This is a genomic window from Streptococcus sp. 2021WUSS109 (genome assembly GCF_044427305.1).
GTDB classification, from domain to species: Bacteria; Bacillota; Bacilli; order Lactobacillales; family Streptococcaceae; genus Streptococcus; species Streptococcus suis.
Map to the genome: position 1 here is coordinate 1 of NZ_JAOTGF010000024.1, position 17,289 is coordinate 17,289.

32 protein-coding genes are annotated in these 17,289 nt (G+C 40.6%); all 32 read right to left on the bottom strand.

What is annotated here, in order from left to right:
- Positions 1 to 441: 441 nt before the first annotated feature.
- The gene (rplQ, locus tag ODU37_RS08900) at positions 442 to 828 is read right to left on the bottom strand and encodes a 50S ribosomal protein L17 (RefSeq protein WP_000331493.1); all 387 of its coding nucleotides are present in this window, start codon (positions 826 to 828) and stop codon (positions 442 to 444) included.
- A gap of 14 nt (positions 829 to 842) precedes the next feature.
- Positions 843 to 1,781 carry a DNA-directed RNA polymerase subunit alpha gene (locus ODU37_RS08905; RefSeq protein ID WP_105243466.1) on the bottom strand — a complete coding sequence of 313 codons (939 nt, stop codon included), beginning with the start codon at positions 1,779 to 1,781 and terminating at the stop codon, positions 843 to 845.
- Between the two features lie 44 nt (positions 1,782 to 1,825).
- Entirely contained in the window at positions 1,826 to 2,209 is a 384-nt protein-coding gene (gene rpsK / locus ODU37_RS08910; RefSeq protein WP_004195509.1) for a 30S ribosomal protein S11, read from the bottom strand.
- A gap of 17 nt (positions 2,210 to 2,226) precedes the next feature.
- Entirely contained in the window at positions 2,227 to 2,592 is a 366-nt protein-coding gene (gene rpsM, locus ODU37_RS08915; RefSeq protein ID WP_002936622.1) for a 30S ribosomal protein S13, read from the bottom strand.
- A 19-nt stretch (positions 2,593 to 2,611) separates the two neighbouring features.
- Positions 2,612 to 2,728, bottom strand: coding sequence for a 50S ribosomal protein L36 (gene rpmJ, locus ODU37_RS08920; RefSeq protein WP_001808836.1), 117 nt, complete (start codon positions 2,726 to 2,728; stop codon positions 2,612 to 2,614).
- A 24-nt stretch (positions 2,729 to 2,752) separates the two neighbouring features.
- Positions 2,753 to 2,971 (bottom strand): translation initiation factor IF-1, encoded by a 219-nt coding sequence (gene infA / locus ODU37_RS08925; RefSeq protein WP_002936627.1) that lies wholly within the window; start codon positions 2,969 to 2,971, stop codon positions 2,753 to 2,755.
- A 121-nt stretch (positions 2,972 to 3,092) separates the two neighbouring features.
- The gene (locus tag ODU37_RS08930) at positions 3,093 to 3,734 is read right to left on the bottom strand and encodes an adenylate kinase (protein ID WP_002936630.1); all 642 of its coding nucleotides are present in this window, start codon (positions 3,732 to 3,734) and stop codon (positions 3,093 to 3,095) included.
- Between the two features lie 93 nt (positions 3,735 to 3,827).
- Positions 3,828 to 5,138: a preprotein translocase subunit SecY gene (gene secY / locus ODU37_RS08935; RefSeq protein ID WP_002936636.1), complete on the bottom strand. Its 1,311-nt coding sequence runs from the start codon at positions 5,136 to 5,138 to the stop codon at positions 3,828 to 3,830.
- Between the two features lie 13 nt (positions 5,139 to 5,151).
- Positions 5,152 to 5,592, bottom strand: a complete 441-nt coding sequence (gene rplO, locus ODU37_RS08940; protein WP_002936637.1) for a 50S ribosomal protein L15 — start codon at positions 5,590 to 5,592, stop codon at positions 5,152 to 5,154.
- Positions 5,593 to 5,727: 135 nt separating this feature from the next.
- Positions 5,728 to 5,910 carry a 50S ribosomal protein L30 gene (rpmD, locus tag ODU37_RS08945; RefSeq protein WP_002936638.1) on the bottom strand — a complete coding sequence of 61 codons (183 nt, stop codon included), beginning with the start codon at positions 5,908 to 5,910 and terminating at the stop codon, positions 5,728 to 5,730.
- Positions 5,911 to 5,924: 14 nt separating this feature from the next.
- Positions 5,925 to 6,419 (bottom strand): 30S ribosomal protein S5, encoded by a 495-nt coding sequence (gene rpsE / locus ODU37_RS08950; protein ID WP_002936639.1) that lies wholly within the window; start codon positions 6,417 to 6,419, stop codon positions 5,925 to 5,927.
- Between the two features lie 18 nt (positions 6,420 to 6,437).
- The gene (gene rplR / locus ODU37_RS08955) at positions 6,438 to 6,794 is read right to left on the bottom strand and encodes a 50S ribosomal protein L18 (protein ID WP_002936641.1); all 357 of its coding nucleotides are present in this window, start codon (positions 6,792 to 6,794) and stop codon (positions 6,438 to 6,440) included.
- Between the two features lie 88 nt (positions 6,795 to 6,882).
- Positions 6,883 to 7,419: a 50S ribosomal protein L6 gene (rplF, locus tag ODU37_RS08960; protein WP_004195502.1), complete on the bottom strand. Its 537-nt coding sequence runs from the start codon at positions 7,417 to 7,419 to the stop codon at positions 6,883 to 6,885.
- 465 nt (positions 7,420 to 7,884) lie between these two features.
- Positions 7,885 to 8,283, bottom strand: coding sequence for a 30S ribosomal protein S8 (gene rpsH, locus ODU37_RS08965; RefSeq protein ID WP_002936647.1), 399 nt, complete (start codon positions 8,281 to 8,283; stop codon positions 7,885 to 7,887).
- A gap of 307 nt (positions 8,284 to 8,590) precedes the next feature.
- Entirely contained in the window at positions 8,591 to 8,776 is a 186-nt protein-coding gene (locus ODU37_RS08970; RefSeq protein ID WP_002936651.1) for a type Z 30S ribosomal protein S14, read from the bottom strand.
- 14 nt (positions 8,777 to 8,790) lie between these two features.
- Positions 8,791 to 9,333, bottom strand: coding sequence for a 50S ribosomal protein L5 (gene rplE, locus ODU37_RS08975; RefSeq protein ID WP_002936653.1), 543 nt, complete (start codon positions 9,331 to 9,333; stop codon positions 8,791 to 8,793).
- Between the two features lie 23 nt (positions 9,334 to 9,356).
- Positions 9,357 to 9,662 carry a 50S ribosomal protein L24 gene (gene rplX / locus ODU37_RS08980; protein WP_002936656.1) on the bottom strand — a complete coding sequence of 102 codons (306 nt, stop codon included), beginning with the start codon at positions 9,660 to 9,662 and terminating at the stop codon, positions 9,357 to 9,359.
- 182 nt (positions 9,663 to 9,844) lie between these two features.
- A complete protein-coding gene (rplN, locus tag ODU37_RS08985; RefSeq protein ID WP_002936658.1) occupies positions 9,845 to 10,213 on the bottom strand; it encodes a 50S ribosomal protein L14 in 369 nt (122 codons plus the stop codon).
- A gap of 24 nt (positions 10,214 to 10,237) precedes the next feature.
- Positions 10,238 to 10,498 (bottom strand): 30S ribosomal protein S17, encoded by a 261-nt coding sequence (gene rpsQ, locus ODU37_RS08990; RefSeq protein ID WP_000440801.1) that lies wholly within the window; start codon positions 10,496 to 10,498, stop codon positions 10,238 to 10,240.
- A 23-nt stretch (positions 10,499 to 10,521) separates the two neighbouring features.
- Entirely contained in the window at positions 10,522 to 10,728 is a 207-nt protein-coding gene (gene rpmC / locus ODU37_RS08995; protein ID WP_002936659.1) for a 50S ribosomal protein L29, read from the bottom strand.
- A gap of 9 nt (positions 10,729 to 10,737) precedes the next feature.
- The gene (rplP, locus tag ODU37_RS09000) at positions 10,738 to 11,151 is read right to left on the bottom strand and encodes a 50S ribosomal protein L16 (protein WP_002936660.1); all 414 of its coding nucleotides are present in this window, start codon (positions 11,149 to 11,151) and stop codon (positions 10,738 to 10,740) included.
- Positions 11,152 to 11,154: 3 nt separating this feature from the next.
- Complete coding sequence (gene rpsC / locus ODU37_RS09005) at positions 11,155 to 11,808, bottom strand: 30S ribosomal protein S3 (protein WP_002936661.1); 654 nt, start codon at positions 11,806 to 11,808, stop codon at positions 11,155 to 11,157.
- A gap of 12 nt (positions 11,809 to 11,820) precedes the next feature.
- A complete protein-coding gene (rplV, locus tag ODU37_RS09010) occupies positions 11,821 to 12,165 on the bottom strand; it encodes a 50S ribosomal protein L22 (RefSeq protein WP_002936662.1) in 345 nt (114 codons plus the stop codon).
- A 17-nt stretch (positions 12,166 to 12,182) separates the two neighbouring features.
- Entirely contained in the window at positions 12,183 to 12,464 is a 282-nt protein-coding gene (gene rpsS, locus ODU37_RS09015) for a 30S ribosomal protein S19 (protein WP_000533766.1), read from the bottom strand.
- Between the two features lie 101 nt (positions 12,465 to 12,565).
- A complete protein-coding gene (gene rplB / locus ODU37_RS09020; RefSeq protein WP_002936663.1) occupies positions 12,566 to 13,399 on the bottom strand; it encodes a 50S ribosomal protein L2 in 834 nt (277 codons plus the stop codon).
- 17 nt (positions 13,400 to 13,416) lie between these two features.
- Entirely contained in the window at positions 13,417 to 13,716 is a 300-nt protein-coding gene (locus ODU37_RS09025; RefSeq protein WP_004195491.1) for a 50S ribosomal protein L23, read from the bottom strand.
- On the bottom strand, positions 13,716 to 14,339 hold the full coding sequence (gene rplD, locus ODU37_RS09030) for a 50S ribosomal protein L4 (protein ID WP_004195490.1): 624 nt from the start codon (positions 14,337 to 14,339) through the stop codon (positions 13,716 to 13,718). The genes ODU37_RS09025 and rplD overlap by 1 nt, the downstream gene beginning before the upstream one ends.
- Positions 14,340 to 14,363: 24 nt before the next feature.
- Positions 14,364 to 14,990: a 50S ribosomal protein L3 gene (gene rplC / locus ODU37_RS09035; RefSeq protein ID WP_011921686.1), complete on the bottom strand. Its 627-nt coding sequence runs from the start codon at positions 14,988 to 14,990 to the stop codon at positions 14,364 to 14,366.
- A gap of 212 nt (positions 14,991 to 15,202) precedes the next feature.
- On the bottom strand, positions 15,203 to 15,511 hold the full coding sequence (gene rpsJ, locus ODU37_RS09040; RefSeq protein WP_014735259.1) for a 30S ribosomal protein S10: 309 nt from the start codon (positions 15,509 to 15,511) through the stop codon (positions 15,203 to 15,205).
- A 321-nt stretch (positions 15,512 to 15,832) separates the two neighbouring features.
- Positions 15,833 to 16,099 (bottom strand): hypothetical protein, encoded by a 267-nt coding sequence (locus tag ODU37_RS09045; RefSeq protein WP_024383069.1) that lies wholly within the window; start codon positions 16,097 to 16,099, stop codon positions 15,833 to 15,835.
- A 73-nt stretch (positions 16,100 to 16,172) separates the two neighbouring features.
- Positions 16,173 to 16,751, bottom strand: coding sequence for a nucleotidyltransferase family protein (locus ODU37_RS09050; RefSeq protein ID WP_248030994.1), 579 nt, complete (start codon positions 16,749 to 16,751; stop codon positions 16,173 to 16,175).
- A 206-nt stretch (positions 16,752 to 16,957) separates the two neighbouring features.
- Positions 16,958 to 17,278, bottom strand: a complete 321-nt coding sequence (locus ODU37_RS09055; RefSeq protein ID WP_002939343.1) for a DUF1292 domain-containing protein — start codon at positions 17,276 to 17,278, stop codon at positions 16,958 to 16,960.
- Positions 17,279 to 17,289 lie beyond the last annotated feature (11 nt).

Below are 17,289 nucleotides of genomic sequence, written 5' to 3' on the forward strand. Positions count from 1 at the left end.
GACACTTGCGTACACTTTTTCGAATTCCATTTCTTAATCTCCTTTTGTTGATGGTTTAAGTTTATCGAAAAGTGCTGCCTTTCTACAGGACATTTTTGTCTAGCTTACTTTATTTGATTTTTCTTTTTTTAAAGTACATTTGCTATTGATACTCTATGGCAAACATTGCATTCTGCTCCAGAAGGGTGTTATTTGGTATAGTTCTAAGATTGTGATAAATAACTATTGATTCGTTCTTCTTGTAAATGATCTGTTTCTGATATGTATCATCTAATAAAAACGCCTGCTTACGAAATTATTCTATCTTAGAGTAATTTCGTAAACAAGCGTCCAATCAACATGATGAGTGTTACCGCTGAGACAAGCTCAGCGGTAGACCAGAGCTAGACTAAGAATCAGAATAGGATTCCATCATCATAACACTCAACAAAATTGATGATCTTATACAAGTTCGATAATTGCCATTGGTGCAGCATCACCACGACGTGGTTCAGTTTTAAGGATACGAGTATATCCACCATTACGTTCTGCATAACGAGGTGCAATTTCAGAGAACAATTTTTGAAGTGCTGTAGTAGAAGTGTACTTATCAGTTGCTTCATCATAGTTTTCAGATGCAATTTCGTTACGAACAAATGCTGCTGCTTGACGACGTGCGTGCAAATCACCACGTTTACCAAGTGTGATCATTTTTTCAACTGTTTTACGGATTTCTTTAGCACGAGCTTCAGTTGTAACGATTGATTCGTTGATCAAAAGGTCAGTTGTCAAATCGCGCAACATTGCTTTACGTTGTGAGCTAGTGCGTCCTAGTTTACGGTATGCCATGATTTCCTCCTATATTATTTATCTTTTTTCAATCCTAGACCAAGATCAGCCAGTTTAACTTTAACTTCTTCAAGACTCTTGCGACCAAGATTGCGCACTTTCATCATTTCTGGCTCAGTTTTCTCTGTCAAGTCGAATACAGTGTTAATGCCTGCACGTTTCAGACAGTTATATGAGCGAACAGATAGATCCAATTCTTCAATCGTACGATCAAGCATACGATCATCTGAAGCCACTTCAGCTTCTTTCATCACTTCTGCAGATTTTGCAACTTCAGTCAAGTCAGTGAAGAGACCTAAGTGCTCCATCAAAATACGTGCAGAAAGACCTAAAGCATCTTCTGGAATAATGGTGCCATTTGTGTTGATTTCAAGTGTTAATTTGTCAAAACCATCGTTGCTACCAACACGAGCTGGTTCAACTTGATAATTGACTTTCTTCACTGGCGTATAGATAGAATCTACAGCAAGTGTTCCCACTGGTGCATCATCTTTCTTATTATCCTCAGCTGGTACATAACCACGACCTGAATTGACAGTCAAAACAGCTTTAAAAGTGGCACCATCAGCAATGGTAAAGAGATAATGGTCAGCGTTTACAATTTCAATGTCACTATCTGTAAGAATGTCTCCTGCTGTTACTTCAGCTGGACCTACTACATCAAGTTCAATTTTCTTTTCGTCTTCGACATAAGATTTTACAGCAATGCCTTTGATGTTAAGAATAATTTGCATAACATCTTCACGAACACCTGGAACTGTGTCGAATTCGTGGAGTACACCATCAATTTTAATCGATGTTACTGCAGCACCTGGAAGTGAGGCAAGAAGTACACGACGAAGAGAGTTACCAAGAGTTGTACCGTAACCACGTTCTAATGGTTCGATTACAAATCTGCCGTAATCTTTATTTTCATCAATTTTTGTTATTGTTGGTTTTTCAAACTCAATCATTTCTTACTCCCTCTTAAACGAAAAGCTGTGTATGGAATGTATGATTATACACGGCGACGTTTTGGAGGACGAGCACCATTGTGTGGTACAGGAGTCACATCACGAATTGCTGTTACTTCAAGACCAGCGGCAGCAAGAGCGCGGATAGCAGACTCACGACCTGAACCTGGGCCTTTAACGGTAACTTCAACTGTTTTAAGACCGTGTTCTTGTGCAGATTTAGCAGCAGCTTCTGAAGCCATTTGAGCCGCGAATGGTGTAGATTTACGAGAACCTTTAAAACCAAGAGCACCAGCTGATGACCAAGCAATAGCGTTACCATGCACATCAGTAATCATAACAATAGTGTTATTAAATGTTGCGTGAATATGTGCAATACCAGATTCGATATTCTTTTTCACACGACGTTTACGTGTTGGTTTAGCCAATTTTTCTACCTCCTATTTTATTTTTTCTTACCTGCGATCGCAACAGCTTTACCTTTACGAGTGCGGGCATTGTTTTTAGTGTTTTGTCCACGGACAGGAAGTCCACGACGGTGACGGATACCACGGTATGAACCGATTTCCATCAAACGTTTGATGTTCAAGTTAACTTCACGACGGAGGTCACCTTCAACTTTGATTGCATCAACTTCACGACGAATAGCATCTTCTTGATCTGATGTCAAATCTTTCACGCGTACATCTTCTGAAATACCTGCAGCTGCAAGAATTTTTTTAGATGTTGCAAGACCGATACCATAAACATAAGTTAATGAAATAACTACACGTTTGTCATTTGGAATGTCAACTCCAGCAATACGAGCCATGTTTTCTCCTTTCTATTTCTTAACCTTGACGTTGCTTGTGTTTAGGGTTTGCTGGGCAAATCACCATAACACGACCATTACGACGAATAACTTTGCAGTATTCGCAAATTGGTTTGACCGATGGTCTTACTTTCATGTTTAATCCCTCCAAGTATTTCGACTATTTAAAGCGGTATGTGATACGTCCACGTGTCAAGTCGTATGGACTAAGCTCAACAGTTACGCGGTCACCGACCAAAATACGAATGTAGTTTTTACGGATTTTACCTGAAACAGTTGCAAGGACTTGGTGTCCATTCTCCAACTCAACAGTAAACATAGCATTTGGCATTGTATCGACTACTTTGCCTTCAATTTCAATCACATCTTCTTTTGCCATGCAAAAGTAACCCCTCTCTAAATATCGATTTGATGTCCTCTGAACACAGAGGTAACAATTATAAGTCAGACTAGGCTATTTTATCATCTTTGTATAAAAAATGCAAGCCAAATCTATTAGTTTATTGCAATTTTGATAGCACTGTATCAATTGCTTGGAAAACAAGGTCAATGTCTTGGTCACCTTCAATATCATGGACCAGCCCTTTTGCACGATAATGATCAATGATTGGCTGTCCTTGTGCGATATTGACCTCTAAACGACGTTTGACAGATTCTGGCTTGTCATCTTCACGTTGATAGAAGTCTTCCTCTTTGTAGTCTCCAACAGGTGGATTGAATACTTTGTGGAAAGTCTCTCCGGTTTCTTTATGAATAATACGACCGCTGAGACGCTCTACCAATTTTGAAGGGTCAATCTCAATATTGATAACACCTTGCAACTCAATTCCTAAGTCAGCCAAATTTTCATCCAAGGCATGGGCTTGTTCAATCGTACGAGGATAGCCATCTAGTAAAAAGCCTTTTTCCTTGATGTCATCCTGAACCAAACGTTCTTTGACAATGCCATTAGTAACTTCATCAGGAACGAGGTCCCCCTTATCAATGTACGACTTGGCAAGAATACCCATTTCAGTCTGATTGGCCATTGCTGCACGGAACATATCTCCTGTTGAAATATGAGCAACATTGAATTTCTCAACAATCTTGGCCGCTTGTGTCCCTTTACCAGCACCTGGTAAACCCATAATTAAAAGATTCATGACAAACTCCTTATTTTGTTTTCACATAAATTTGCCATTATTGACAAACTTATCTAAAAACAAAATAGAAGGTTGACTAGGTCAACCTATATTCTATTCTGTAATTTCTAAGAAACCTACATATTTTCTCTTAAGAAGGTAGCCTTCTAATTGCTTGATGCCTTCGATACTTGTAGAGATTACGATAATCAAACTTGTACCAAGGAACGCAATGCTTGAAGAAAGCCCAAAGAGATTTTGCGCAAGGATAGGCAGCAAAGCTACAAAACTCAAGAAGAGTGCACCGATTACTGCCAATCTTGTCAATAATTTTGACAAAAACTGTTCAGTGCCATTACCAGGACGAACTCCATGGATATAGGCTGCACTTTTCTGAAGGCTTTCTGCAGTCTTCTCAGGATTTACTTGAACAAAGGTGTAGAAGAATGTAAAGGCAATAATTAAACCTGCATATACAATCATACCTTTAGCAGTTGAATAATCAAAGTATTCCTGAACCGTCAATAACCACCCGGCACTCTTATTTTGACTTGCGAAATATTGAATCAAAGAAGTTGGAACTGCAGTGATTGAGCCTGCAAAGATTACGGGAATAACTCCTGCTGGATTCAATTTCAGGGGTAAATATGAGCTAGAAGGTGCTCCTTGTGCACGTTTTGTATATTGAATTGGTAATTTATATTCTGCTTGTTGTACAAAAGTTGTAAAATACACAACAAAGAATATTAATACGACGAGTGCAGCAACAAAGATTGCTGATTCCCCCAAACGACTTGATTCAATATTAACAAAGCGATCAATGTAAATCTCGTGAAAAGTTCCTGGTAACGATGAAATAATCCCTGCAAAGATGATCATTGATGTACCATTACCATAGCCCTTTTCAGAAATCTGTTCCCCCAGCCAGGTTACAATAATCGAACCTGTTGTCAAAATCGCTCCAATCAACAAATATGTTTGCCAATTTAATGGCATATTGGTCAATTTTGCACCGGACAAAGCATTAAAGCCTGCTGTAATACCAATCGATTGAACAAATGCCAGTACCAAAGAAATGTAGCGTGTTGCTTGATTTAGTTTACGACGACCAACTTCACCTTGCTTACCCCATTCAACAAATTTAGGTAAAATATCCATTTGTAAAAGTTGAACAATGATGGAAGCTGTAATATAAGGACTAACACCTAGTGCGAAAACTGAGAAATTACGCATAGCATTTCCTGAAACCAAACTCAACATGTTCAAGAACGGAAGGTTTGACAAGGCCTCAAGACTCTTTGCGTTTACTCCTGGTACTGTAATGTGGGTTCCTACGCGGAAGACAAAAAGGATAAAGATAGTAAATAGAATTTTACTACGTACCAATTTTACCTTTAAGGCATCTTTTAAAAGTTTAAAAAACATAGGCTGCCACCTCTTAGATGACTTCTACTGAGCCACCTTTAGAAGTGATTGCTTCTTCAGCTGATTTAGAGAATTTAGCAGCTTTAACTGTCAATTTCTTCGTCAATTCACCGTTACCAAGAATTTTAATTCCTGATTTTTCAGCTTTAACGATTCCAGCTTCGATAAGCACAACTGGTGTTACTTCTGCACCATCTTCAAAAGCGTTCAATTGATCAAGGTTAACGATTGCGTACTCTTTAGCGTTGATATTTGTAAATCCACGTTTTGGAAGACGACGGAACAATGGAGTTTGTCCACCTTCAAAACCTGGGCGAACACCGCCACCGCTACGAGCTTTTTGACCTTTTTGACCACGGCCAGATGTTTTACCGTTACCTGATGATGTACCACGACCTACACGGTTGCGGACTTTACGAGAACCTGTAGCAGGTTGTAATTCATGAAGTTTCATTATTATTTCTCCTCTTTTATATGCTAGCGCCTGTGAAGTACAAGAGTCTTCCTCCACAAACTCGCTGTATGTAAATATGTAAAATGGACTAGAAGTCGCAAAGATTTCTCTATGCGACTTAGTCTATTTGTTAGATTATTTAACTTCTTCTACAGTTACCAAGTGAGAGATAGCGTTCACCATTCCAAGAATAGCTGGGTTATCTTCTTTAACAACTGAAGAGTTCAATTTACCAAGTCCAAGTGCAACAACTGTTTTACGTTGTTCTGGTTTGCGACCGATTGGAGACTTAGTCAAAGTGATTTTAATTTGAGCCATGAGTATCTCCTTTCTTATGCTAAATCAGAAACTGAGATGCCACGAAGTGCAGCCACTTCTTCAGCACGTTTCAATTGTTTCAAACCTTCAACTGTTGCGCGAACGATGTTGATTGGTGTGTTTGAACCAAGTGACTTAGAAGTCACATCTGCGATACCTGCCAATTCGATTACGGCACGAGTTGCACCACCGGCAGCAACCCCAGAACCTTCTGAAGCAGGTTTCAACAATACACGAGCGCCGCCAAATTCTGAGCGAACTTCGTGAGGGATTGTTGTACCAACCATTGGTACTTCAATCATGTTTTTCTTAGCAGATTCAACTGCTTTACGGATAGCTTCTGGTACTTCTTGAGCTTTACCAGTACCGAAACCTACGCGACCGTTACGGTCACCAACAACCACAAGAGCTGCAAAACGAAGACGACGTCCACCTTTAACAACTTTTGTAACACGGTTGATGGCTACTACGCGTTCTTCAATTTCAACTGCGTTATCTTTGAATGCCATTTCTTAGTGTCCTCCCTATTAGAATTTCAATCCGTTTTCACGAGCTGATTCAGCCAAAGCTTTCACACGTCCGTGATAGAGATATCCACCGCGGTCAAAGACCACTTCAGAAATACCTTTAGCTACCGCGCGTTCAGCAACGAGTTTACCTACAACAACAGCTTGTTCTGTCTTAGTACCTTTTGAAACTTCTTTATCAAGAGTAGAAGCGCTTGCGAGCGTTACACCCGCTACGTCATCAATCACTTGAGCGTAGATGCCTGTATTAGAACGGAAAATGTTCAAACGTGGGCGAGCAGCAGTTCCAGAGATTTTACCGCGAACGCGACGGTGGCGTTTTTGGCGGATTTTGTTTTTATCTGGTTTTGAAATCACAATATTCACCTCTTAATGTATGATTCTGTTTCTTACGAAACAATTTGAGAAATAGTCAGCCAGGTGGTCCAGCCACCTCAGCAAGCTATTATTTACCTGTTTTACCTTCTTTACGGCGAACGAATTCACCAACGTAGCGGATACCTTTCCCTTTGTATGGCTCAGGAGCGCGAAGGCTACGGATGTAAGCTGCTGTTTGACCAACAACTTCTTTGTTGATACCAGACACGACAATTTGTGTTGGTGTTGGAACTTCAAATGTGATACCTTCTGGTGCAACCACTTCATCTGGATGTGATTTACCAACAGCAAGTGTCAATTTGTTACCAGCCAATTGAGCACGGTAACCGACACCACGCATTTCAAGTTCTTTTTTGAAGCCTTCAGAAACACCAACAACCATGTTGTTGAGGTTAGCACGGCTAGTACCGTGAATAGTCTTCATTTCTTTTGAATCGTTTGGACGGTGAAGAGTTACTTCTGCACCTTCCACACGGATTTCAATAGCAGTTGGGAATTCACGAGTCAATTCCCCTTTAGGTCCTTTTACAGTTACCACGCCGTTGTTTTGAGCAAGCTCAACACCAGCAGGCAATGTAATTACTTTATTACCAATACGTGACATATTTTTTAATTCTCCTGTTAAATTATCAAGCCGTCAAGCGACTAGTTTTCACGGGGTGAACAAGATACAAAGCCGTTAAGCAACTCGAAGAAAAATAAGCGGTAAGTCCGAAGTCTTTGATTTCGCAGACGCACCCTCGTCAGAACGACTAGGACTTTCCTGACCGAAGGCCAGAGAAAGTTCAGACGTTTACGACGAACAAGGTAAGGATTTCTGAAACACTTTTCACTTTTTTCAAAGAGTTGTAGGCGTGTTCAATTAGTGAATCTTGTTCTAGTTTGGTTGCATGATACCAAATAATCAGTAAGTCAGATTTGAACACGCCCGAAGAACTGGTCCTCTCGCATTTGTATCATGCTTTTAGGTTTCAATTTCTAAATGTGACAAGGCAGAGCGACGCAGACCATACTTGAGTATGTCAAGACGCTCTAACACAGGCACATGACGAAATTGGAAGCTAAAAGATTACCAAACGTATGCGATAACCTCACCACCAACGTTCTTTTGACGAGCTTGTTTGTCAGTCAAAAGACCTTCTGATGTTGAGATGATTGCGATACCAAGTCCGTTAAGAACTTTAGGAATATCTTCACGTTTTGAGTAAACACGAAGACCTGGTTTTGAAACGCGTTTCAAGTTAGTGATAACTTTTTCACCGTTTGGTCCGTATTTCAAGAATACGCGGATGATACCTTGTTTGTCATCTTCGATGAATTCAACGTTTTTCACAAAACCTTCGTTTTTAAGGATTGTAGCAATCCCTTTTTTGATGTTTGATGCAGGAACTTCAAGCACTTCGTGTTTTGCTTGGTTAGCGTTACGAATACGTGTCAAAAAATCTGCAATTGGGTCAGTCATAACCATTTGTTGTTTCTCCTCTCACTAGCAGTTTGATCTAGTCACTTGCTAGTTAATTCATGATACAAAGGGCGCTAAAAGCCAAAGTGAAAATAGAAAACTTTACGAAGAAACCTCGTTTCTAGGAAAGTTTGTCTTTTTCACACAGGCTTCCGCCCGTGTTCAAATTGGCAAGCAAACTTTGTATCGGGTTTGTTTTTATAATTGAGTTCGAGCTACAACCTTAGCAAAGATGATAGATTTTCCTAGAAGTGAACTTCGTCGTCAAATCTCCTATCTTTGCGTTGGTTGCTAAACGCTCGCACATCTTATCTTACCAAGAAGCTTTTGTTACGCCAGGAATTTGTCCAAGGTAAGCCAAGTCGCGGAAGCATACACGGCACAATTTGAATTTGCGGTAAACTGAGTGTGGACGTCCACATTTTTCACAGCGTGTGTAAGCTTGTGTAGAGAACTTAGCTGGGCGTTTGTTCTTAGCGATCATTGATTTTTTAGCCATTTATTCTCTCCCTCTTATTTTGCAAACGGCATACCAAGGCCAGTAAGCAATGCACGTGATTCTTCGTCAGTGTTAGCAGTTGTAACGATAACGATATCCATACCGCGAGTCTTATCAACATCGTCGAAGTTGATTTCTGGGAAGATCAATTGCTCTTTCACACCAAGTGTGTAGTTACCACGTCCGTCAAATGACTTAGTTGGTACACCGTGGAAGTCACGTACACGTGGAAGTGAAACTGTAACCAATTTGTCCAAGAACTCATACATACGTTCGCCACGAAGAGTTACTTTCGCACCGATCGCAACACCCTCACGAAGACGGAAGCCGGCGATTGATTTCTTAGCTTTAGTGATAAGTGGTTTTTGACCTGAGATCAAAGCCAATTCTTGAGCAGCTTTCTCAAGGTTTTTAGCGTTAGAAACAGCGTCACCAACACCCATGTTCAAAACGATCTTATCAACTTTTGGCACAGCCATAACTGAAGAATAGTTAAATTGTTCAGTCAAAGCAGGAACTACTTCATTAAGATATTTTTCTTTTAAACGATTTGCCATTATACTTCTCCTTTCCTTCGTGATTAATCAAGCACTTCGCCTGATTTTTTGTTGTAGCGAACTTTTTTGCCGTCTACAAACTTGTAACCAACGCGTCCTGCAACACCATTTTTGTCAAGAACTTGAACGTTTGACACATGGATTGGAGCTTCTTTTTCAACGATAGCGCCTTGAGGGTTTTCGCTGTTTGGTTTTTGGTGTTTCTTAACGATGTTAACACCTTCAACAATAACTTTGTTTACTTTTGGAAGTGCTGTTACGACAACTGCTTCAACGCCTTTGTCTTTACCAGCGATTACGCGAACTTTATCGCCTTTTTTTACAAACATTTGATTTCTCCTATGATTTCTTACGCCCTAATGGGCACCCTGGTTAGTAATTTAACCAGGGGACTTAGTTTGTTTTCTAGTTTACTAAATCCGCCACAGACTTCGTTAGTTTGTTTTGATGTACCCAAGTACTATCTACAACAAACTGCCTAGTCTGTAACAAATTTCCTAAAACTATTTGATTAAAGTACTTCTGGTGCCAATGAAACGATTTTCATGAAACCGCCATCACGCAATTCGCGTGCCACTGGGCCAAAGATACGAGTTCCGCGAGGGTTTTTGTCTTCACGGATGATAACTGCAGCATTTTCATCGAATTTGATGTATGAACCATCAGCACGACGAGCACCTGTCTTAGTACGAACGATAACGGCTTTAACAACGTCACCTTTTTTAACCGCACCACCAGGAGTAGCTTGTTTTACTGAAGCAACGATGATGTCGCCGATGTTCGCGAATTTACGTCCTGAACCACCAAGAACTTTGATTGTCAAGATTTCACGTGCGCCACTGTTGTCAGCAACTTTCAAACGAGTTTCTGTTTGAATCATGTCAATTTTCTCCTTTCAGGTTGATTAAATGATAACTGCCTCTTCCACAACTTCTACAAGACGGAAACGTTTTGTAGCTGAAAGTGGGCGAGTTTCCATGATACGAACGATATCGCCTTCTTTAGCAACATTGTTTTCATCATGAGCTTTGTACTTTTTAGAGTAGTTAATACGTTTACCATAGACTGGGTGGTTACGTTTAGTTTCAACTACAACTGTGATTGTTTTGTCCATTTTGTCAGATACTACGCGTCCAACAAGAACTTTACGATTATTGCGTTCCATTGAAATTCTCCTTTCCCAATCTATTATTTAGTTTCAGATTGCACAGTTTTGATACGTGCAATTTGTTTCTTCACTTCGTTCAAACGAGCAGTTTGCTCAAGTTGACCAGCAGCAGCTTGGAAACGAAGTTCGAAGAGTTCTTTCTTCAATTCGTTTTCTTTCTTAGCAAGTTCTTCTTGAGAAAGGCCACGAAGTTCTTTTACAAAATCTTTAATTTCTTGAAGTTTCATGTCTTCTCCTTATTCTGCTTCACGTTTTACGAATTTAACTTTAACTGGCAATTTGTGACCAGCAAGGCGGAATGCTTCGCGAGCGATTTCTTCAGAAACGCCAGCTACTTCAAACATAACCTTACCGCGTTTAACTGGAGCTACCCAACCTTCAGGAGCACCTTTACCAGAACCCATACGTACACCGATAGCTTTAGCAGTGTATGATTTGTGTGGGAAGATCTTGATCCAAACTTTACCACCACGTTTCATGTAACGCGTCATAGCGATACGGGCAGCTTCGATTTGGCGGTTTGTAATCCATGAGCTAGTAGTTGCTTGAAGACCGTATTGACCAAAGTCTACTTGTTTTCCACCTTTAGCTTCACCGCGCATTTTTCCACGGAATTCACGACGGTGTTTTACACGTTTAGGTACTAACATTTGTTATTTACCTCCTTTAGTGTTTTTACGAGCTGGAAGAACTTCTCCACGGTAAATCCAAACTTTAACACCTAGTTTACCGTAAGTTGTCAAAGCTTCTTCCCAAGCGTAGTCGATATCCGCACGAAGTGTATGAAGAGGAACAGTTCCTTCTGAGTAGCCTTCTGCACGGGCAATGTCAGCACCGTTCAAACGGCCAGAAACTTGTGTTTTGATACCTTTTGCACCAGCGCGCATTGCACGTTGGATAGCTTGTTTTTGAGCACGGCGGAATGCCACACGTTGCTCCAATTGACGAGCGATTGACTCACCAACAAGGTGTGCATCCAAATCAGGTTGTTTGATTTCGATGATGTTGATGTGTACTTGCTTACCAGTCAATTTGTTCAATTGAGCACGAAGTGCATCAACGTTGCTACCAGCTTTACCGATAACCATACCTGGCTTAGCAGTGTGGATAGAAACGATTACTTTATTTACAGCACGTTCGATTTCGATTGTTGATGTTGACGCATCAGCCAATTCTTTTTTGATAAAGTTGCGGATTGCAAGATCTTCATGAAGGTAATCCGCGTATTCTTTTTCAGCATACCATTTAGCATCCCAATCACGGATGATGCCAACACGCATACCAATTGGATGTACTTTTTGACCCACGTTTTTACCTCCTTATTTCTCTGCCACAACTACAGTGATGTGAGCTGTGCGTTTGTTGATTGGTGAAGCAGAACCTTTCGCACGTGGACGGAAACGTTTCAACGTTGGTCCTTCGTTTGCGAATGCTTCGCTGACTACCAAGTTAGCTTTTTCCAAACCAAAGTTGTTTTCAGCGTTAGCGATTGCTGAGTTCAAAACTCCCTCGATAATGCCTGCAGCTTTGTTTGGTGTGAATTTCAAGATTGCGATTGCGTCTGCTACGCTTTTGCCACGGATGTTATCCAAGACAAGACGTGATTTACGAGGTGAAACACGTACTGTGCGAGCAGTTGCTTTAGCTGAAGTAATTTCTGCCATTGTGTTTTCCTCCTAAATTATTTACGACGAGTTTTCTTGTCGTCAGCAGCATGACCTTTGTAAGTACGAGTTGGTGCAAATTCACCAAGTTTGTGACCTACCATGTCTTCTTGAATGTATACAGGTACGTGTTTACGTCCATCGTAAACTGCGATTGTATAACCGATGAAACTTGGGAAGATCGTTGAACGACGTGACCAAGTTTTAATTACTTTTTTCTTTTCGTCGTTTGCTTGAGCTTCAACTTTTTTCATCAAATGCTCATCGACGAAAGGTCCTTTTTTAAGACTACGTCCCATTTTAGTGTTTTCTCCTTTAAAATATGTACCACAGCGGCTTGCCCGCATAGCGGGCTACCGAGTTGGCGGATGATATAGAATGCTAAGCAACTAAGAATAGATTATTTTTGGTTGCGACGACGAACGATAAGTTTGTCAGATTTAGCTTTCTTGTTACGAGTTTTCAAACCAAGAGCTGGTTTACCCCATGGAGTAGATGGTGCTTTACGACCAACTGGTGCTTTACCTTCACCACCACCGTGTGGGTGATCGTTAGGGTTCATTACAGAACCGCGAACTGTTGGACGGATACCTTTCCAACGGCTACGACCTGCTTTACCAAGGTTAACAAGGCCATGTTGTTCGTTACCTACAGTACCAACAGTAGCACGGCAAGTACCAAGGATCATACGAACTTCACCTGATTGAAGGCGAACAAGAACGTATTTACCTTCTTGACCAAGAACCTGTGCAGATGCACCAGCAGCACGAACCAACTCACCACCGCGACCTGGTTTCAACTCGATGTTGTGAACAACAGTACCGACTGGGATGTTTGCAAGTGGAAGTGCGTTACCAACTTTGATATCTGCTTCTGGACCTGAAACGATGCGTTGACCAACTTCAAGACCTTTAGGAGCAATGATGTAAGCTTTAACACCGTCTGTGTAGTGTACAAGAGCGATGTTTGCTGAACGGTTTGGATCGTATTCGATAGTTTTAACGATTGCTTCAACGCCATCTTTGTTACGTTTGAAGTCTACCAAACGGTAGAAACGTTTGTGACCGCCACCTTGGTGACGAACAGTGATGCGACCGTTGTTGTTACGACCAGCTTTGCTCTTCAAAGCAACAAGCAAGCTTTTTTCTGGAGTGCTTGTTGTGATTTCAGCGAAGTCCAAAGAAGTCATGTTACGACGGCCATTTGTCGTTGGTTTATAAACTTTAATACCCACGTTAATTCCTCCTTTGATTATTCAGCGTCAGCTGTAGCGAACAATTCGATCGCTTTTGAATCAGCAGCCAATGTGATGATTGCTTTTTTCACTTTGTTTGTGCGACCTACATAACGACCTACGCGTTTTGTTTTAGGTTTCACGTTGATTGTGTTCACATTCGCAACTTTAACACCCTCGAATGCAGCTTCAACAGCTTGCTTGATCAAGAGTTTGTGCGCACGAGTGTCAACTTCAAATACATACTTGCCTGCTTCGAGTTGGCCCATTGAGCTTTCTGTGATGACAGGTTTTTTGATAACATCATACAAATTCATTATGCAAGAACCTCCTCAATTTTAGAGATAGCTGCTTGAGTTACAAGAAGTTTGTCTGCATTTGCGATGTCAAGTACGCTTGCAGTTGTTGCAGTTGCAACTTTAACTCCTGGGATGTTACGAGCAGAGAGAGCTGCGAATTCGTTGCCTTCTTCAAGAATAACAAGGACTTTAGAATCAATGCTCAATGCTGCAAGTACTTTTGCAAATTCAGCAGTTTTTGGAGCTGTGAATTCAAGTGAGTTAACAGCTACAAATTTGTTTTCAGCCACTTTTTCTGAGTAAACAGATTTAAGTGCCAAGCGACGAACTTTTTGCGGAAGTTTGTACGCGTATGAACGTGGAGTTGGTCCGAAGACTACGCCACCACCACGCCATTGTGGTGAACGGATAGAACCTTGACGAGCACGTCCAGTTCCTTTTTGACGCCATGGTTTGCGTCCGCCACCTGAGACTGCTGAACGGTTTTTAACTGCGTGAGTACCTTGACGAAGGCTAGCACGTTGGCTGATGATCACATCAAATACAACTGCTTGGTTTGGCTCGATACCAAAGATCGCATCGTTAAGAACTACTTCACCAGCTTGTTTACCAGTTTGGTCAAATAATGTTACGTTTGCCATTTCGACTGATTTCCCCTTTCCTTATTATTTACCAGCTTTAACTGCTGACTTGATAGTGATAAGAGATTTCTTAGCACCTGGTACGTTACCTTTGATAAGGATAACGTTCTTTTCTGGAACAACTTGTACAACTTCAAGGTTTTGAATTGTTACACGGTTGCCGCCCATACGACCTGCAAGGTTTTTACCTTTGAATACACGGTTAGGTGCAACAGGACCCATAGAACCTGGACGACGGTGGTAACGAGAACCGTGAGCCATAGGACCACGTGATTGACCATGGCGTTTGATAACACCTTGGAAACCTTTACCTTTAGATGTACCAGTTACATCAACAACATCACCAGCTGCGAAAGTTTCAACTGTAATTTCTTGTCCAACTTCCAAGCCTTCAATGTTTTTGAATTCACGAATGAAGCGCTTAGGAGCTGTGTTAGCTTTAGCTACATGGCCTTTGGCAGGTTTGTTGCTCAATACTTCACGTTTGTCATCAAAACCAACTTGAACTGCCGCGTAACCGTCAGTTTCAACTGTTTTCACTTGAAGAACAACGTTTGGAGTTGCTTCGATGACAGTAACAGGGATAAATTCACCAGATTCAGTGAAGATTTGAGTCATTCCCACTTTTTTCCCTAAGATTCCTTTTGTCATGAGAAAAATATTCCTTTTCTTATTTTATAGTTAAAAAGTTTTTAACGAGCGTTTTTCATGCTCAAACCAAGATACAAAGGGCGTCAAACTCAAAGTGAAAATAGGAAACTTGACGAAGAAACTTCTGTTTCTAGGAAAGTTTATCTTTTTCACACGGAGTTTAGCCCGTGTTCAATTATGAACACTTGCTTTTAGTTTACCTTGCTACTTGATTACAATTTGATTTCTACGTTTACACCACTTGGAAGATCCAATTTCATCAACGCATCAACTGTTTTTTGAGTTGGGTTAACGATGTCGATCAAACGTTTGTGTGTACGCATTTCGAACTGCTCACGAGAGTCTTTATACTTGTGAGTCGCACGGATGATTGTGTAGAGGCTACGTTCTGTTGGAAGCGGAACTGGACCTGCTACTTGAGCACCTGTACGTGTTGCAGTTTCAACGATTTTTGCAGCTGCTGTATCAAGTGTACGGTGTTCGTACGCTTTCAAGCGGATGCGAATTTTTTTGTTTGCCATCTTTTTCTCCTTTTCGTCTATTTAACATAATAGGCTAGCTCCACAAGAAAACCAACACGTGTTGCGTGGCAATGCAACCGAGCGTGTCGCAACCTCTTGCATCAAAGCTACAGCCGTATTTTTTACGGCACTAGAACATTCTACCAGATTCCACTTGCCATTGCAAGAGTTTTTACTCAAAAATTCAAAAAATCCCAAAACTTTTATTTCAGGATTCTTCATTACTTATTTTTTATTTGAGTTAACTATCAACGTTTTTTTCAAGTATCCTTGTAAGTCTCGAATTATTTTTTTGACTGCCAGTAAAACTCTGTCCGCTTATCAATTTTTCATATTTTCAAGTCGGTCATTGATTAAATTTTTTCGATAATCTCTCAGGAGCCCCCATAACATCAGCAACTCATCATTACCCAAGCTCGGTGATTGAATCAAACCATGAATATCTTCATGGAGGAGACGATCAAATTTACATTTTTGACTTTCCTGTTTACGAATTATAGCCTCGATATGGTTTCTAAATTTAACTTTGAAGTAGCAATATAGCCTACCTAAGTTTCTGACCTTCAAACAAACCGTTTCAAATTCCATAACATAGTCTCCCGTAGTTGATTGTTTTAGTTTATAAAAAAATACTGTTTTTTGCCTACTTACTTGGTGGGAGTTAAGTCTCTTTTACTGTTAGCGATAGCCACCTCTTTTTCCACTGTTTCTTAAGAATTCTTTGTCGATACAATTCCATGCGATTAGGATCCGCTAAGAAATGTGGTGTTGGCCGTACTTGGTAAGCATAAATGTCATCCAATCCAAAAGGAGCAAATATTTCTAATTTATTTCTTTCTGTTCGACAAATACCTATCGCTGTGCATCTTTCTGGAAATTTTTCAATCGCATCCCTTGATGATTGATACGGTTTAGTATTCGGACTATGGATATGCATATACACTTGATTTTTTAATTCCCATCGATAGGCTGGATAGTTTTGATATAAATCGCTTTCTATTTCCATTGTCTCTTCATAAGAAATATTTTCATCAAAAAACACAAGATCAACATCTGTTTCTTCATCAAAACTGTATTGATTCCAAATGAAATTACGGATAGTTCCCGCACAGAGCCAGCAATCTGATAAATTCAGTCTATCCATTATGTCTAATATGACCAAAATATTTTTATCAGCCAGTAGACACCTCTCTAATTCCTCACTCAGCCTCTTACTTCTTTCTGCAAAACTATCTTTCATCTGGCCTCCCTTTTGATTTTCTGGCTTATGATTCATTCCTCGCCTTGCTGTTTCTTAACTCGGACTGAAACAGTCTCCCCCAGACTGCTTCACTCCACCGGACCGCAATTCGCTCTTTGATTTTCAGCTCATGATAAAAAGGTCCACTGGACCTTAATTCGCTTTCTTGTTTTCAGGCTCATGATAAAAAGGTCCACTGGACCTTTTTATTCCTCTTCCATAAAGCTGTTGAAGACTTCTTCAATCATATCCCATTCTGCTGTTGCGTCTTCTGGGATAGGTTGCAAATCGCCTTCTGTGCCATTCTCATTCTCAATGTATGAGTAGGCTTGGATTTCAACTTCTCCGTTCTCATCTTCTTCTGCACTTGCAGGAATCAAGAGAACATAGTTCTTACCAAACTCTTCTTGACCGTCAATCGTCAATAAGATTTCAAAAAGTGTTTCGTTACCTTGGTCGTCTACCAAAGTAATCAATTCACGTTCGTCGTGGTTGTGGTCGTGTTCATGGTCATGATGATGTGCCATTAGAATCTCCT

What these genes read in the sequence shown, in the direction of transcription:
- rplQ (WP_000331493.1), bottom strand. Translation starts at nt 828, where the DNA reads ATGGCATACCGTAAACTAGGACGCACTAGCTCACAACGTAAAGCAATG.
- ODU37_RS08905 (WP_105243466.1), bottom strand. Translation starts at nt 1,781, where the DNA reads ATGATTGAGTTTGAAAAACCAACAATAACAAAAATTGATGAAAATAAA.
- rpsM (WP_002936622.1), bottom strand. Translation starts at nt 2,592, where the DNA reads ATGGCTCGTATTGCTGGAGTTGACATTCCAAATGACAAACGTGTAGTT.
- rpmJ (WP_001808836.1), bottom strand. Translation starts at nt 2,728, where the DNA reads ATGAAAGTAAGACCATCGGTCAAACCAATTTGCGAATACTGCAAAGTT.
- infA (WP_002936627.1), bottom strand. Translation starts at nt 2,971, where the DNA reads ATGGCAAAAGAAGATGTGATTGAAATTGAAGGCAAAGTAGTCGATACA.
- ODU37_RS08930 (WP_002936630.1), bottom strand. Translation starts at nt 3,734, where the DNA reads ATGAATCTTTTAATTATGGGTTTACCAGGTGCTGGTAAAGGGACACAA.
- secY (WP_002936636.1), bottom strand. Translation starts at nt 5,138, where the DNA reads ATGTTTTTTAAACTTTTAAAAGATGCCTTAAAGGTAAAATTGGTACGT.
- rplO (WP_002936637.1), bottom strand. Translation starts at nt 5,592, where the DNA reads ATGAAACTTCATGAATTACAACCTGCTACAGGTTCTCGTAAAGTCCGC.
- rpmD (WP_002936638.1), bottom strand. Translation starts at nt 5,910, where the DNA reads ATGGCTCAAATTAAAATCACTTTGACTAAGTCTCCAATCGGTCGCAAA.
- rpsE (WP_002936639.1), bottom strand. Translation starts at nt 6,419, where the DNA reads ATGGCATTCAAAGATAACGCAGTTGAAATTGAAGAACGCGTAGTAGCC.
- rplF (WP_004195502.1), bottom strand. Translation starts at nt 7,419, where the DNA reads ATGTCACGTATTGGTAATAAAGTAATTACATTGCCTGCTGGTGTTGAG.
- rpsH (WP_002936647.1), bottom strand. Translation starts at nt 8,283, where the DNA reads ATGGTTATGACTGACCCAATTGCAGATTTTTTGACACGTATTCGTAAC.
- ODU37_RS08970 (WP_002936651.1), bottom strand. Translation starts at nt 8,776, where the DNA reads ATGGCTAAAAAATCAATGATCGCTAAGAACAAACGCCCAGCTAAGTTC.
- rplE (WP_002936653.1), bottom strand. Translation starts at nt 9,333, where the DNA reads ATGGCAAATCGTTTAAAAGAAAAATATCTTAATGAAGTAGTTCCTGCT.
- rplX (WP_002936656.1), bottom strand. Translation starts at nt 9,662, where the DNA reads ATGTTTGTAAAAAAAGGCGATAAAGTTCGCGTAATCGCTGGTAAAGAC.
- rplN (WP_002936658.1), bottom strand. Translation starts at nt 10,213, where the DNA reads ATGATTCAAACAGAAACTCGTTTGAAAGTTGCTGACAACAGTGGCGCA.
- rpsQ (WP_000440801.1), bottom strand. Translation starts at nt 10,498, where the DNA reads ATGGAACGCAATAATCGTAAAGTTCTTGTTGGACGCGTAGTATCTGAC.
- rpmC (WP_002936659.1), bottom strand. Translation starts at nt 10,728, where the DNA reads ATGAAACTTCAAGAAATTAAAGATTTTGTAAAAGAACTTCGTGGCCTT.
- rplP (WP_002936660.1), bottom strand. Translation starts at nt 11,151, where the DNA reads ATGTTAGTACCTAAACGTGTAAAACACCGTCGTGAATTCCGTGGAAAA.
- rplV (WP_002936662.1), bottom strand. Translation starts at nt 12,165, where the DNA reads ATGGCAGAAATTACTTCAGCTAAAGCAACTGCTCGCACAGTACGTGTT.
- rpsS (WP_000533766.1), bottom strand. Translation starts at nt 12,464, where the DNA reads ATGGGACGTAGTCTTAAAAAAGGACCTTTCGTCGATGAGCATTTGATG.
- ODU37_RS09025 (WP_004195491.1), bottom strand. Translation starts at nt 13,716, where the DNA reads ATGAATTTGTATGATGTTATCAAAAAACCTGTCATCACAGAAAGCTCA.
- rplD (WP_004195490.1), bottom strand. Translation starts at nt 14,339, where the DNA reads ATGGCAAACGTAACATTATTTGACCAAACTGGTAAACAAGCTGGTGAA.
- rplC (WP_011921686.1), bottom strand. Translation starts at nt 14,990, where the DNA reads ATGACAAAAGGAATCTTAGGGAAAAAAGTGGGAATGACTCAAATCTTC.
- rpsJ (WP_014735259.1), bottom strand. Translation starts at nt 15,511, where the DNA reads ATGGCAAACAAAAAAATTCGCATCCGCTTGAAAGCGTACGAACACCGT.
- ODU37_RS09045 (WP_024383069.1), bottom strand. Translation starts at nt 16,099, where the DNA reads ATGGAATTTGAAACGGTTTGTTTGAAGGTCAGAAACTTAGGTAGGCTA.
- ODU37_RS09050 (WP_248030994.1), bottom strand. Translation starts at nt 16,751, where the DNA reads ATGAAAGATAGTTTTGCAGAAAGAAGTAAGAGGCTGAGTGAGGAATTA.
- ODU37_RS09055 (WP_002939343.1), bottom strand. Translation starts at nt 17,278, where the DNA reads ATGGCACATCATCATGACCATGAACACGACCACAACCACGACGAACGT.